At 58.7% G+C, this 13998-nt stretch carries 15 protein-coding genes; 6 read left to right on the top strand and 9 right to left on the bottom strand.

Features of this window, described 5'->3' with window-relative positions:
• Nucleotides 1-64 precede the first annotated feature (64 nt).
• Nucleotides 65-1039, bottom strand: coding sequence for an iron exporter MbfA (gene mbfA, locus ACN0WV_RS03900; protein ID WP_143514485.1), 975 nt, complete (start codon nt 1037-1039; stop codon nt 65-67).
• A gap of 152 nt (nt 1040-1191) precedes the next feature.
• Here mbfA and ACN0WV_RS03895 point away from each other — a divergent pair, with 152 nt between their 5' ends.
• Nucleotides 1192-1359 carry a hypothetical protein gene (locus ACN0WV_RS03895; protein ID WP_179141422.1) on the top strand — a complete coding sequence of 56 codons (168 nt, stop codon included), beginning with the start codon at nt 1192-1194 and terminating at the stop codon, nt 1357-1359.
• A gap of 63 nt (nt 1360-1422) precedes the next feature.
• Nucleotides 1423-2037, top strand: a complete 615-nt coding sequence (locus ACN0WV_RS03890; protein WP_084350546.1) for a TetR/AcrR family transcriptional regulator — start codon at nt 1423-1425, stop codon at nt 2035-2037.
• Nucleotides 2038-2064: 27 nt separating this feature from the next.
• On the opposite strand, the gene ACN0WV_RS03885 is transcribed toward ACN0WV_RS03890, so the two are convergent.
• From ACN0WV_RS03885 to ACN0WV_RS03875, 3 genes are read right to left on the bottom strand one after another with little or no spacing between them, the layout of a single operon-like run.
• Nucleotides 2065-2778, bottom strand: coding sequence for an NYN domain-containing protein (locus tag ACN0WV_RS03885; RefSeq protein ID WP_084350548.1), 714 nt, complete (start codon nt 2776-2778; stop codon nt 2065-2067).
• 45 nt (nt 2779-2823) lie between these two features.
• Entirely contained in the window at nt 2824-3315 is a 492-nt protein-coding gene (locus tag ACN0WV_RS03880; RefSeq protein ID WP_417603935.1) for a GNAT family N-acetyltransferase, read from the bottom strand.
• Nucleotides 3312-4076: a potassium channel family protein gene (locus ACN0WV_RS03875; protein WP_417603934.1), complete on the bottom strand. Its 765-nt coding sequence runs from the start codon at nt 4074-4076 to the stop codon at nt 3312-3314. Before ACN0WV_RS03875 ends, ACN0WV_RS03880 begins: the two co-directional genes overlap by 4 nt.
• A gap of 361 nt (nt 4077-4437) precedes the next feature.
• On the opposite strand from ACN0WV_RS03875, the gene ACN0WV_RS03870 reads away from it, so the two are divergent.
• The gene (locus ACN0WV_RS03870) at nt 4438-4776 is read left to right on the top strand and encodes a DUF2794 domain-containing protein (RefSeq protein ID WP_417603933.1); all 339 of its coding nucleotides are present in this window, start codon (nt 4438-4440) and stop codon (nt 4774-4776) included.
• Between the two features lie 39 nt (nt 4777-4815).
• On the opposite strand, the gene ACN0WV_RS03865 is transcribed toward ACN0WV_RS03870, so the two are convergent.
• The 3 genes from ACN0WV_RS03865 to ACN0WV_RS03855 form a co-directional block, all read right to left on the bottom strand.
• On the bottom strand, nt 4816-5685 hold the full coding sequence (locus ACN0WV_RS03865) for a C40 family peptidase (RefSeq protein WP_417603932.1): 870 nt from the start codon (nt 5683-5685) through the stop codon (nt 4816-4818).
• Nucleotides 5682-7064, bottom strand: a complete 1383-nt coding sequence (locus ACN0WV_RS03860) for a leucyl aminopeptidase family protein (RefSeq protein ID WP_417603931.1) — start codon at nt 7062-7064, stop codon at nt 5682-5684. Before ACN0WV_RS03860 ends, ACN0WV_RS03865 begins: the two co-directional genes overlap by 4 nt.
• Nucleotides 7065-7131: 67 nt before the next feature.
• The gene (locus ACN0WV_RS03855) at nt 7132-7470 is read right to left on the bottom strand and encodes a hypothetical protein (RefSeq protein WP_417603930.1); all 339 of its coding nucleotides are present in this window, start codon (nt 7468-7470) and stop codon (nt 7132-7134) included.
• 189 nt (nt 7471-7659) lie between these two features.
• Here ACN0WV_RS03855 and ACN0WV_RS03850 point away from each other — a divergent pair, with 189 nt between their 5' ends.
• On the top strand, nt 7660-8310 hold the full coding sequence (locus ACN0WV_RS03850) for a carbonic anhydrase (RefSeq protein WP_084350563.1): 651 nt from the start codon (nt 7660-7662) through the stop codon (nt 8308-8310).
• Here the strand turns inward: ACN0WV_RS03850 and ACN0WV_RS03845 are convergent.
• Nucleotides 8307-8450 (bottom strand): hypothetical protein, encoded by a 144-nt coding sequence (locus ACN0WV_RS03845; RefSeq protein WP_417603929.1) that lies wholly within the window; start codon nt 8448-8450, stop codon nt 8307-8309. The genes ACN0WV_RS03850 and ACN0WV_RS03845 overlap by 4 nt on opposite strands.
• Before the next feature lie 363 nt (nt 8451-8813).
• Nucleotides 8814-9836, bottom strand: a complete 1023-nt coding sequence (locus ACN0WV_RS03840) for an aspartate-semialdehyde dehydrogenase (protein ID WP_417603928.1) — start codon at nt 9834-9836, stop codon at nt 8814-8816.
• Nucleotides 9837-10412: 576 nt separating this feature from the next.
• Between ACN0WV_RS03840 and ACN0WV_RS03835 the strand changes: the two genes are divergently transcribed.
• Complete coding sequence (locus ACN0WV_RS03835) at nt 10413-12221, top strand: polysaccharide biosynthesis protein (RefSeq protein WP_417603927.1); 1809 nt, start codon at nt 10413-10415, stop codon at nt 12219-12221.
• A gap of 204 nt (nt 12222-12425) precedes the next feature.
• Complete coding sequence (locus ACN0WV_RS03830; RefSeq protein ID WP_417603926.1) at nt 12426-13868, top strand: calcium-binding protein; 1443 nt, start codon at nt 12426-12428, stop codon at nt 13866-13868.
• The last annotated feature ends 130 nt before the right edge of the window (nt 13869-13998 follow it).

The following is a 13998-nucleotide window of genomic DNA, read 5'->3' as shown; positions in this document are numbered from 1 at the left end:
TGCCCGGCACCTTTGGTTTCGGCACAAATCCGGCGGTCGGCCGCAAATCGGGCGATGGCGCGCCCTAGCCGCTGCCGATCAGCACACCGGCAGCAAACACCAACGCCCCGCCCAGCACCACCTGAAACGCAGCCCGGAAGAACGGCGTTTGCATATAGCGGTTCTGGATCCAGGCGATGGCCCATAGCTCTACAAAAACGATGATGATGGCGATGGTCGTCGCGGTCCAGAAGGAGGGAATAAGATAAGGCAGCGCGTGGCCCAAGCCGCCCAGCGTTGTCATCACCCCTGAGGCCACGCCGCGCTTGATCGGTGATCCGCGCCCCGATAACTCTCCATCATCCGAGGCCGCCTCGGTAAAGCCCATCGAGATACCAGCCCCGACGGACGCCGCAAGCCCGACAAGGAAGGTCGTCCAGGTGTCATGTGTGGCAAAGGCAACCGCGAAGATCGGCGCAAGCGTCGAGACAGAGCCATCCATCAGCCCCGCAAGGCCCGGCTGCACCCAGGTCAGGATGAATTTGCGATGCGCGCCACGGTCCTCTTCGGCGCGGGCATCATCATTCAGATGTTGTTCCACCAACCGATCGGCCGCGTGTTGGTGTCCGGCCTCGGCAGCGGCCAGATCGCCCAGCAACTTACGGGTTTCGGCATCGGTGCTGCGCTTTGCGGCGGTCAGGTAGAATTGTTCTGCGTCAGCTTCCATCGCTGCGGCTTCATCACGGATCCGATCCAAGCCAAGGTTTTCGATCAGCCAGACCGGGCGGCGTGCGTAATAACCTGCGACATGTTCGCGACGGATCAAGGGAATGACCTCGCCGAACCGTTTGCGATGCAGGGCAATCAACGACGCGCGATGGCCGTCCTCTTCGACGGCCATACCGTCAAAGACCTTGGCTGACTCCGGAAAATCCGCGCGCAACCGCTCTGCATAGCTTCGGTAAATCCGCGCATCATCCTCTTCCGACGAAATAGCAAGCGCCAGCACTTCCTGCTCGCTCAGGTCTTTGAAATGTCGCCGCTGAGTGAAATACCGCATCACTGACTCCGTTTAGAATGGTTCTAATGTAACTCCTTCCCAGAAGGCTGCAAGCGCAAAAACGTGAACGGAACCGTTTGCCGCACTCCTTGTGAACTGAACCACCTTGTTTAGATGCCAGTCAGAGATGACAGACCTGAAAGGACGTTCCGATGATCCGCTCGACATTTCTGCTGACGGCGCTTCTGACATTGCCGGTTGCCGCGCAGGCATCGCGGGGGCCCGTCGATCCACCAGTGGCGCTTTGCCCCGATACGACCGGCCCGACGCACCCGGTGCCGACAGAGTGTCTGACGACGTTTGATGCAGTGTGCAAGTGACGCCGTCTCTTGCCTGAACTGAACTGTCCGGTCTATAGTCCAGACGATCACGGGAGATTGGGAATGAATACGCAGACTTCGATCCGCAAGGGTCGGAAATTCGATCAAGTGCTCGAAGGTGCGCGCACGGTTTTCATGGCTGACGGGTTCGAAGGCGCAAGCGTCGACGACATCGCCCGCGCGGCCGGGGTGTCGAAGGCGACGCTTTACAGCTATTTCCCAGACAAGCGGCTGCTGTTCATGGAGGTGGCCACAACCGAATGCTGTCGGCAATCGGATCAGGCACCGCAGGACATCGACATGTCCGGGCCACCGCAGCTTGTTCTCGATCAGGTCGGACGCACCTTCCTGCGTTTTATCACGTCAAAATTCGGGCAGCAGATCTTTCGGCTCTGCGTGGCGGAAGGCGACCGGTTTCCCGATCTTGCCCACGCTTTCTACGAATCCGGCCCGATGGCGATGCAGCGCATGATCATCGAGTATTTTCGTCAATCCATCGCGCGCGGCGAGTTGCGGATAGACGACCTTGACCTTGCCGCCAGTCAGTTTGCAGAGCTGTGCAAAGCCGATCTGTGGACACAGCTTGTGTTTGGCATCGCGCAGGAACACTCGAATACGGATATCGACCGGGTGGTCACCGGGGCCGTGGACACGTTCATGGCGCGCTACGGCACCTGAAACAGCGCCGCTTTTGCATCCCCTGCGCTAGTCCAGTCGCCGTACCATGATCTGATTGCCAGCTCCGCGCTTTGTCTCGAACACCTTCAGATCCGCCACAAGGTCGCTGAGTTTGCGTTTGCCATAGGTCCGGGTGTCAAAATCGGGGTTGGAGGCGACGATGAACTGGCCAAGCTGACCCAGCGTGTACCAATCATCCTCCTGCTCAATCGAATCCATCGCTGTTGCGATCAGTCGGCGCGCCTCGTCCAGCTTGCCGGAACTTGCGCGCGGCGCGTTTTCAGCGCGTGCATCGTCACCGCCAAGGTTCTCAACAAAGATGAACCTTTTGCAGGCTTTACGGAACGCTTCCGGCGTCTTGGCCTGACCAATCCCGAACACGTCCAGCCCCTGTTCTCGGATGCGGCTGGCCAAACGGGTAAAATCGCTGTCCGAGGACACAAGCACAAACCCGTCGAACCGGCCTGAATGCAGCAGGTCCATCGCGTCAATCACCAACGCGATGTCGCTGGCATTCTTGCCGACGGTATTGGCGGGCTGGTGATGCGGCACCATGCCGAATTCCGACTGAACCTTCGACCAGCCATTCATCTGCGGGCTGGAAAAATCACCATAGCAGCGCCGCACACTTGCCTCCCCCAGCGCCGCGATCTCTTCGAAGATCGCCTTGGCATGTTTCGGAGACGTGTTGTCGCCGTCGATCAGCACCGCCAGAAGCGGGGTTTGTGCCTTGTCTGCCACGGAGGGCTCCTTGTGGATGGGTAATACGGGTTTGCCCCTAGCCTGTCACAGATGGCGGTACATAACCAGCGCATCCACAAGCCCATCATCCGGGTGGCGAAAAGCCCCCGGCAACCGGCCCACCACGGCGAACCCTGCGCGCTGCCAGACGTCGATGGCGCGGGTGTTGCTGGCCACGACAAAGTTGAACTGCATCGCAAGGAAGCCAACCGTCGCCGCCCGGTCCAGCGCATGATCCAGCATCCTACGCGCCACGCCGCGGCCCTGCGCGTCAAGCGAGGTGACGAAGCCGCAATTGCAGACATGCGCGCCACCGCCCTGCTGATTGGCTTTCAGATAGTAGCTGCCCAGTGGCACGTCGTCTTCCTCGACGATCCATGCTTCGCGCCCTGTCCCCGTCCAATAGGCCAGTGCATCCCGGCGCGAGATCTGGGGGTCGATGGCATAGGTGTCACCGGCCCGGAATACCGGTTTCAGCATCGCCCAAAGCACGCCTGCATCGACAGGGTCGGCCGTTCGAAAGACAAGATCGCTCATTTCATACCTTCGGTCTCAATCCGCATGGGTTCGCCGCAATGTTTGCAATGCACTGCATCCGCATCATGCAGCAAAAGTCCGCAAACCTTGCAGGGCTGGCGCACCTTTGTGGGCCGAAACAAGACCTGTGCAAGCCGCAGGAACAATGTGACGCCGCAGATCATCACCACGACCGAGATCAGCCGCCCCCACGTCCCGTTCAGAGTAATATCCCCGAACCCGGTCGTGGTCAGCGCCGTCACGGTGAAATACATCGCATCGGCATAATTTCCGATCTGCGAATTGCTTCGATATTGCGTGGCATAGACCAGCCCCGTCATCACGAACAGGAATACCACCAGATTGATCGCGGCGACCAGAAGCTCTTCGTTTTGCCGAAACAGGCGAAAATCCTGCCGGAGCCGCCTGAGCAATTGGTAAGTGTGCAACAGGCGCAAGGTGCGCAGGATACGAAGAAAGCCAAGTCCTTCTCCGGCGAGCGGGGCCAGAAACGAGATGATCGCCACGATGTCTGCCAAGGTCACGGGCAGGATCAGAAACTTCAAACGCCGCTCTGCAAGCGTCAGTCTGGCAACGAAATCCACCAGAAAGACGATGCCGAACACCGTATCGATTGTCTCGACCACCCTGCCATGATCGCCAAAAGACGTTGTTATCACATAGCCGATTGTGAACAGGTCAAACGCCAGTAGCGCATAACGGAAGGTATGGGCGCGATCACTCTCGCCTTCGTACAGATATCGCAACCAGCTCTTGACCATCCCGCCTCCTCGCCAACGTATCCCGCGGGCCGATCCGCGCCCGATCAAGCCACCTGGCACCCACACCAATAGGCCGTTCAGGCGGCACCCTTAGTCAGCACCGTTCCGACGGCCTGTCACCCACATTGTGCGATCATGGCCTTGGTTGCAACGCGCCTTGGGTTGGATGCCGTCAAACCATGCAAGGTTGGCCAAACACACTGCGCTTGGGTCCGGTTGCACCAGTTGCCACGCAGCGCCAATCAGGAATCGAGCATCGGCTAAGCCGATACCGCTGGATTACGGCATTGTTTTCTGAAGGGTGGTCAAATCCGTGCTCAAAACGCTTGCTTTGCCGTGCGCGCAGGGCAACTGTCGGGACATGAACAGTCTCACGCCATTTCCGGGCAATCAGGCCTCGGCTCAGATATCCTTTCACCGCACCGAACTGGGGGTGATCCTGTCGCTTTACGGCCGCATGGTCGCCGCCGGAGAATGGCGCGACTACGGCATTTCCAGCCTTCGTGACGTCGCGATCTTTTCGATCTTTCGCCGCGCCGCAGAACACCCTCTCTACCGGATCGAGAAACGCCCGAAACTGCGCAATCGACAGGGCCAGTATGCGGTGATCGGCATGGACGGGCAGATCCTGAAACGTGGCCACGACCTGCGCGCCGTGCTGCGCGTGCTGGAGCGTAAGCTCATTCGTTCGGTAGACTGACCGCGACCGATCCGCCCACGATACAGGCGGATGACGGTGTCAGATGTTCTGAGAAAGCCTGGCGTGCCGGGTGACCGGCCCCTCGCCCTGTGCTTCGATGCGGGCAATCGCATCGCTCAATGGCTCGAATGCCACGGCCATATGATGCGCATTTGCATGAAGGATCGTTTCAGGATCAGCCACCCAGGCGACATGCCCTTTCCAGAACAGCAGGTCCCCGCGCCGGTAACTGTCATCGGCTTCACCTTCGCCCAGTTCCGCCGCCTGCATGTCGCTGTCACCGGGGCACGCAATGCCACAAGCCAGCAGGCTTATCTGCACAAGTCCCGAACAATCGATCCCGAACGCGGAATTGCCCCCCCACAGGTAGGGCATGCCAAGAAACAGTTCAGCCACGGCAACCGGATCGTCGGGAAGCATATTGACTGGCTGAAGATGCGCAGTCGGCACAAAGACGCGCTGACCCTCCGGATAGTTGGGGCCGCGCAAGGCGATTTCTGACCAACGACCATCTTGACCGGTGACGCTCAGCAAGCTGCCGAACGAAAGATCCATGATCGGTTCGAACGCCTTGAAATCGGGGGTGGCCTTGGCATGGCTGCGCGCCGCGCTGACATAATGCGTGGGCGTCCACGGGGGCGATGCCAGCGCGGCGCTTTTGACATATCCGACATGCCCGTCGCGTTGCAGCCTGACAAAAGCCATGCCTTCAAAGTCGTCCAATACTAGAACCGACTCACCCATCAACACTTCTCTGTCACGCGCGCCATCCGGTGCGTTCAGCAAGTCCAGTCGCGGAGTGCAGACCTGACGCCACTCGCCCTCGGTAAAGCGTTCTGCCGCGACCTGCCCTTGCAGCGACACATGCGCCACGCGAGCATTGCACATCAGGCGGCGGCGGTCTGTCATAGGCCCAGCATTTCCGGTAGCGCAGTCAGAATGGCGCGTGCGCCCTGCATGGCACCGCCTTTGGGCCGGGCAGGCGCGGCATTGGGATTCCATCCGTAAATGTCAAAATGAACGTAAGGCGCGGCTTCGACAAAGCGGCGCAGGAACAAGGCAGCGGTAATTGATCCCGCCTGCCCGCCTGACGGCGCATTATCCAGATCAGCTATGCCCGGTTCGATCATCGGCTCATAGACGTCCCAGAATGGCAGTTCCCAAACCGGATCCGCAGTAGCCTTGCTAGAGGTTCGCAAGGCATTCGCAAGTCCCGGCTGGGTTGAATAAAATGGTGCCAGATCCGGCCCCACCGCCACGCGGGCAGCCCCGGTCAGCGTGGCCATGCTGATGATCAGATCGGGTGCGCCCTCATCCGCGAGCGCCAGCGCATCGGCCAGCACCAACCGGCCCTCTGCGTCGGTATTGTTGATCTCGACGGTCAGCCCCTTGCGGCTGGTCAGGATGTCCTGCGGGCGAAACGCATTCCCGTCGATTGCGTTTTCCACAGCCGGGATCAGCACCCGCAGCCGCAGGGGCAGATCCAGCGCCATAATCATCCGGGCCAGTCCCAGCACATTGGCAGCGCCGCCCATGTCTTTCTTCATCAACCCCATCGAGGCACCGGGTTTGAGGTTCAGCCCCCCGGTGTCAAAGCAAACCCCTTTGCCAACCAGAACCAACTGTGGGCCGCTTTGTCCCCAAGAGAAATCAATCAGTCTGGGCGCCTGCGACGCCGCGCGACCAACGGCGTGGATCATTGGAAAGTTCTGCTCCAGCAAAGCCTCGCCTACGGTGACGTCGCACTGCGCGCCGAACTCGTCGGCCAATCCACGCGCCGCGGCTTCAAGAGCTTCCGGCCCCATATCGGCAGCGGGTGTGTTGATCAGATCGCGGGTAAACGCCTCGGCAGCGGCCAGAACCTCTACCCGTCTTGCATCGACACCGTCCGGGGCAATCAACCGTGCCCTGGCGGGGGTCTGCGCCTTGTAACGGTCGAAAACATATCCGGCGAGCAACCATCCCAAAGCCTCTTCTTCGGCGTGATCCTCGGGCAGTCCCGCTACGATCCGGTAGGTGGCATTGCCAAGCGCGGGAACTGCGGCGGCCAGCGCATACCGACCCCGCTGCCGCTGTGCCTGTGTGCCATACCCGGCCAAGGCCGCCACCGGCGCGCCGTCCGGACCGGGGATCACAAGCGCCTGCCCGATTGCCCCGGCAAAGCTGCTGGCCTCCACCCAGGCGCGGGTCCTCACATCCTGCGTCTCGATCCAAACAGGCACTTCCTCCGGCACCAACAAGGTAAGGGGCAACGCCTTGGCGCTATGGTCAGCGAAACTCGGCTTCATGGGTCGGATCTTTCCTGATGCGGCGGTTTGGCGACAAAGTACCTGCGCACACCCCGCCTGCAAGGGGTCAGATCGAAATATCCCGAAGATCCCAGATTGCGGTCAAGGATCGCTCCCCCACCCGCAGAAACCGGTTCAGTACCGCAGACAAGGCGACATGATCGCCATCATCGATGCAGTGCGTCACGTCCCTTGCGGTCGTTGACAGCCCGCTCAGCCCGATCTGGTCCGCAATCGACACCACAGACCGCGCATTCTTACGCAGATCTTCCAACTCCCCATCGCCAAATTGCCGAACTGCCTTGTTCATCCGCAACGCGATCTCTTCCATCGCCCGGCAGACCACATCTTCGGCCCCCGAAACACCAAGCTGCGAATACAGCCCGTCCAATTGTTCCGATTCCATCCGAACTGGTTCGGAATATGCAAGCAAAGTCACCCGTTCCACAAAATCACCCTTCTAACTTAAACCCCCACGGCACGCGCAGCTTGCGTCGGAGGCGTTCTCAAAAGGTTGAGGCGAAAGTCATTTTCCTCTCGAATTCGAGACGAAATGCAATTATCCCTGCGTCGAAATAATCTCGGAGAGACGGGCATGGAACACGCCAAACCTTTGCCAAGCTATCTTGTACAGCGCTACCAGGGCTGGAAGGCAACGACCTATACCGAGAACCGCGCTTGGTACAAACGTCTGGCGACGGACGGGCAGCGCCCACGCGCGATGGTGATTTCCTGCTGTGACAGCCGCGTGCATGTGACGTCGATTTTCGGGGCGGATCAGGGTGAATTTTTCATCCACCGCAATATCGCCAACCTGGTGCCTCCCTATGAACCCGATGGCGATCATCACGGCACCTCTGCAACCGTGGAATATGCCGTGACCGCGCTGAAGGTGGCGCATCTGATCGTGCTTGGGCATTCCAATTGCGGCGGCGTGCAAGGCTGCATGAGCATGTGCAGCGGCGAGGCCCCCGAACTGGAAGAAAAATCCAGCTTTGTCGGACGCTGGATGGACATCCTGCGCCCCGGCTATGACCGGGTCAAAGACGAGAGCAACGCAGAATTGCGTCTGCAAATGCTTGAGAAAGAGGCGGTCATCGTCTCGCTTGAGAATCTGATGACTTTTCCTTTCGTGCGCGAAGCAGTCGAGCAGGGAAGCTTGTCCCTGCACGGGCTATGGACTGAAATCGGCGAGGGCGGGCTGGAATATCTCTGCCCGTCCGACCGTAGTTTCCAACCGGTCTAGGCGCTCAATTCGCCCGATGTACCACCCCGGTGCACCGCAACGCACGGCCGACCAAACCGCTCGACAAGCGAACGCAGCGGCGTACCAATATGCTGGCCGGTACACATCACCCGGTTGGTGTCCGATTCCACGATGACCATGTGGCCCTCCTGAAACGCGAGCGAATAGCCCCGCTGTGTCAGGGTGCCGCGCAGGTGGTGCCAATCTTTCGCCTGTTCGAGAATGGGGCAAAGGAATGACCGCAAAAGCGAGACAGTCTCGCTATCTGGTTGAGTGGGAAGATGACTTTCAAATTGGGACATAGGCTTACTCACAATCTGCCAAGCTATAGTTAAACAACACGCAATAAGTTTCATAATATACAAGTCGTCGGCATTCCTGACAAAGACGTAACGTAAATGTGGTAAATTTGACGAATTTAATGGCCGCAACGACACGAATTACAACCAAAGCGGGCGCCCGCGGTCACGGACGCCCTCATAGCAATACGGATGAAAGGCGACTCAGCCCTTCTTGAGGACCTCGCGACCCAGCAATTCGGCGATCTGCACCGCGTTCAATGCAGCGCCCTTGCGCAGGTTGTCGGACACGCACCAGAGGTTCAGGCCGTTGTCGATGGTCGAGTCCTGCCGGATACGGCTGATAAACGTGGCATAGTCGCCCACGCACTCCACCGGCGTGACGTAGCCGCCGTCTTCACGCTTGTCGATCACCATGATGCCGGGCGCTTCGCGCAGAATATCGCGGGCCTCGTCTTCATCAAGGAAGTCCTCGAACTCGATATTGATCGCCTCGGCATGGCCGACAAAGACAGGTACGCGGACGCAGGTTGCCGTGACCTTGATCGACGGATCAATGATCTTCTTGGTCTCAGCGACCATCTTCCATTCTTCCTTGGTGGACCCGTCGTCCAGGAAAACGTCGATATGCGGGATCACGTTGAAGGCGATCTGCTTGGTGAATTTTTTGGCCGGCTTGTCATCGACCGGATTAAAGATGCTCTTGGTCTGATCCCAAAGCTCGTCCATGCCATCCTTGCCCGCGCCCGAAACCGACTGATAAGTCGACACCACCACGCGCTTGATCCTTGCGCGCTCATGCAGGGGCTTGAGCACCACAACCATCTGCGCGGTCGAGCAGTTCGGGTTGGCGATGATGTTCTTCTTGGCATAATCGTGGATGGCTTGCGGGTTCACTTCAGGTACGATCAGCGGAATATCGCGATCATACCGATAAAGTGACGAGTTATCGATCACGACGCAGCCTGCCTTGGCAGCGAGCGGCGCATATTTCTGGGTCGCTTCGGAACCGACAGCGAACAACGCCATGTCCCAGCCCGTAAAATCAAAGGCATCGAGATCCTGCGTCTTGAGCGTGCGCTCGCCAAAGCTGACCTCTGTGCCCAGCGATCTGCGGCTGGCCAGAACGGCGATTTCATCAACAGGGAACTGGCGTTCTTCCAGTATGTTCAGCATCTCGCGGCCCACGTTCCCGGTGGCGCCAACGACTACGATCTTGTAGCCCATGAGGCTCTCCTTTCGGTTTTTCGACGAACCGGCAGTGCCGGTCCGGATCGGCCGGGTCATATCGCACAGGCAAGATGGGTGAAAGGCCCAATTCCCGCCTGACGTGCAGCCGATCTGGCCGGTGTCGTTGCGCTCAACCCTAGAACGACCACGTTTGTTGTCAGACGGCGTTATTCTTCACGTCTCTGGGGCGCCACGGAAACGGGCAATGAACCGGCTATGTCGCGCAACTTCCCAAAAGTTCTTTCGGATGATGTGATGACGACATTTGATTGAAGGCGCTTGAAACGGCACGAATATCAACAATATCGGTGGATTATCGCCTGTTTTCGCAGTCGCAGAAAATGAATACTTGTCTAACATTCCGGCAGGGGCTTAGAAGTGTCCGTGTTTCTCAGTTCGGGCGGGATTGACATCGGTGCCTGGGATAAGCTTTACAATTTTAACGCGATAGGTACATGACCGCATATGACTGTTGGTGGAATGTTTAGAAGGGTTGGGCCAGTGTTTTACTACTTGGCGACCACATTGACGCGCCTTCAGAAGAGAGCCATTTTCGTAATTCTCGACATTCTGATGATTCCGCTGGCATTGTTTGCCGCCCTCTTGCTCAACGGCTCCACCGAAGTACAACTTTCGCTTCTGACGAAGCTGGTGCCCTTGATGGGCGCGATGGCAGTGCTTGGCACCGGGGTTTCGATCTACCTGTCCATTCCGCGAATAAAGCTGAATGCCTACGAAACGCGCGGCATTATCCGAACAGCACTGCACGGTACAGCGCTGGGGATTATCGGTGCGGTTGTGAACATGCTGTTCACGCCCTCCATTCCCGGCGAGGTCTTCTTCATTTTCTCGCTGTTCTACCTGGTGGCAAGCGCCAGCTGGCGTATCGCTTTGCGGCAATTCTTGCTGAATTACGTCTATCGCAAGGGTCAACGACGGATGCGCGTGCTGGTTTATGGCGCGGGACGAACAGGTCAGCAGCTTGTCGCAGCTTTGCGAACAGACGACGCGATCTTGCCGGTTGTCTTCGTGGACGACAACCCGACATTGCAAACCAATGTGGTCGCGGGGCTTCAAGTCCACGCACCAAGCCAAATCAAGGAGCTGATCACGCGTTTGGCCATTGATCGGGTGGTTTTGGCGATGCCGTCCTTGCCACAGGCGCGTCAGTCGCGCATCGCCTTGGATCTTCGCGAACTGGGCTGCGAGGTCCACGCGTTGCCCTCCTTCGCCGAGCTGGTCGGCCAAGGCGAGATGAGCAAGCAGGTAACGCCGGTTTCACTGGACGATCTCCTTGGACGCAATCGGCTGGAGACAGAATTGCCGGGCGTCAGCCACGCCTATTCCGACCGCCGCATTCTGATCACCGGTGCCGGCGGGTCCATTGGGTCAGAACTGTGCCGACAACTGATTGCCTGCCGTCCGCATTGTATCGTGTTGCTGGATCATTCGGAGCTGGCGCTTTACAACATCGAAAAGGAAATGCGGGATCTGGCGGGCGATCTCACACTTGTGCCGGTGCTTGGCAGCATATGTGATGACGACACCGTGCGTCAGGTCTTGACCAAATACAAAATCGACGTCGTGCTGCACGCGGCGGCCTACAAGCATCTTCCGCTGGTCGAATGCAATGCGATCGCAGGCCTGCGCAACAACGTGATCGGCACGAAAGTCATCGCCGACGCTGCGCGCGACGTCGGTGTGGAGCGGTTCATCCTTGTGTCGTCCGACAAAGCCGTGCGGCCAACAAATGTCATGGGCGCGTCGAAACGGCTGGCCGAGCTGGTGGTGCAGGATCTTGCAACACGATCTGCGAATACGCGTTTTTCCATGGTTCGCTTTGGCAATGTTCTTGGCTCTTCCGGGTCTGTCATACCATTGTTCGAAGAACAGATCGGACGCGGTGGTCCCGTGACGCTGACGCACGGGTCTGTGACCCGCTACTTCATGACCATCGCAGAGGCTGCGCGTCTGGTCCTGCTCGCCGGGTCATTTGCACGCGGTGGCGATGTCTTCGTGCTCGATATGGGGGACCCTGTGCCGATCCACAAACTGGCGCGCCAGATGATCGAAGGGGCCGGTCACACCGTGCGCGACGCCGCGCATCCGGATGGCGAGATCGAAATCATGATCACTGGACTGCGTCCGGGCGAAAAGCTGCATGAAGAGTTGCTGATCTCTCCTGACATGCTGACCACGCCACACAACAAGATCCTGCGCGCTCAGGAAAGCTATCTGTCGGAAATCGAAATGGCAAACGCCATGAAGGACCTGCGCCGCGCCATCGACAGCCTGGATGAAGACGCCGCCAAAGCGGTGATCGCGCGCTGGGTGGAACGCTCTGCCGACGATGATCGCATCGAGGACGCGCAGATCAGTTGATATAAATAGCGTTTCTGTATCAACCAGGCCTCACAATCGGGGGCCTGTTGCATTTTAACGATGCTTCACAACTTTGCCGGAATTTCGCCCGAACACGACACCCTCCCTGCGCCACGCTGACCGCTCGTAGAAGTACGTTGTAGGTGGGTGGCTAAAATGAAGCTCGGGTTTGAAAAGGTGATGGCCTTCGGGTCAGCACACCAGATGGCATTGGTTTCCGCCTTCGGAGTGTTTGAAAACGCCGGTAGGACGTGGCTTTACGGCGCCTCATCTGCCACCGGCACAACAACTGTGTTCGAACTGCGTGAGGGTCAAGGCGCGGTGCGGCGCGGTGATACGGTCATCAATGGTCTGGGGCAGACATTTGCCACCAGCGACATGACGATCATTTCACATGGGAACCAGACCAATATGCTGTCTGTCGCCAATAACGGGGCGCGCGTCGACCTTCAGGCGCTCAGCCCGACCGCACAGATGTCTTCGGCAGGGGCATTACGTCTGCCGGAAGACGCGTCCGAGATCAGCCGCATCACCGCCTTCGATATCGGTGCGCGCCAGTTTTTCGCAACTGCCGCGCATGACGATAATGGCATTCAGCTGTGGGAAGTCGCAAAGAGCGGCACTGTTTTGCACCGGTCCACCCATACGGATACCCCCAAATCCACAGCCAAGGATGTGGTCGATCTGCTGCCGGTAACCGCTGGCGGCGACACCTTTCTCATCTCGGCTTCGGTTTCTGATAACGGGCTGTCCAGCTACAGCGTCGCCGGGAACGGGGTCAGCCGCTTCGTCGATACGCTGGGTGTCAAAGACGGGCTTTGGGTCACTGGCATAGATTCAATCGCCAGCGTCAGCGTGGGAGGTCAAACTTTCGTCATCACCGCGTCCACGACCAGCAACTCCCTGACATCGGTCCGGGTGAACGACATGGGCGTGTTTTTTATCGCCGACCACATGATCGACACCCCCCTCACCCGTTTCGCCGATGCGGACGCGCTGGCCAGTTTCGAGGTCGGGCAGCGCGGCTTTGTGCTGGCGGGAGGTTCTGATGATGGTATCAGCCTGTTGGAGGTCCTGCCGGGCGGAGAGTTGTTTCACCATCACGCGTTGGAAAACCACAATGGCTGGACGATCGAAAATGTTACGGCTATCGGGACCGCTCAGGTTGGCAACGACCAGCAGATCTTTGTCGCGGGGGCCGGGAGCGAAGGCATCACTCAACTGACGCTGGATCGGACCGAAATTGGCGGCCGGTATATCGGCACCGATGGCCGCGACATGATCACTGGTTCCGCACGCGACGATTTGCTGATCGGCAACGGTGGCATGGATTGGCTTGATGGCGGTGCGGGTGATGACGTGCTGATCGCCGGAACCGGCGAAGACCGTCTGACAGGCGGCGCAGGCGCGGATACGTTTGTTCTGACGCGCGACGGCGTGCGCAATACCATCACGGATTTCGAACACGGTCGCGACATTATCAATCTGGATGACTGGGGCATGATATACGACATATCGGATCTGTTCCTGCGCGAACGGCCCTATGGCGTCGATATCCATTGGCAGAATCAGCATTTACGCGTGCAAAGCATGGACGGCCAGCCCATCGACCCGGATACATGGGTCGACAGTGATTTCATTTTCTGACGCCGACATCCTGGGCGAAACACAAGGCCTGCCATACTCGTCCATCAGGTCAAACACATTCCGTCGATCTGTAGATTGATCTCGTCCTGATCTTCGCCACCCACAAGAATCGAATGATCTGACCGGTTGG

It is taken from the genome of Primorskyibacter flagellatus (assembly GCF_048268605.1).
Classification (GTDB): Bacteria; Pseudomonadota; Alphaproteobacteria; order Rhodobacterales; family Rhodobacteraceae; genus Primorskyibacter; species Primorskyibacter flagellatus.
The sequence above is the reverse complement of the archived record's forward strand: the minus strand, read 5'-3'. Positions and strand labels throughout refer to the sequence as shown.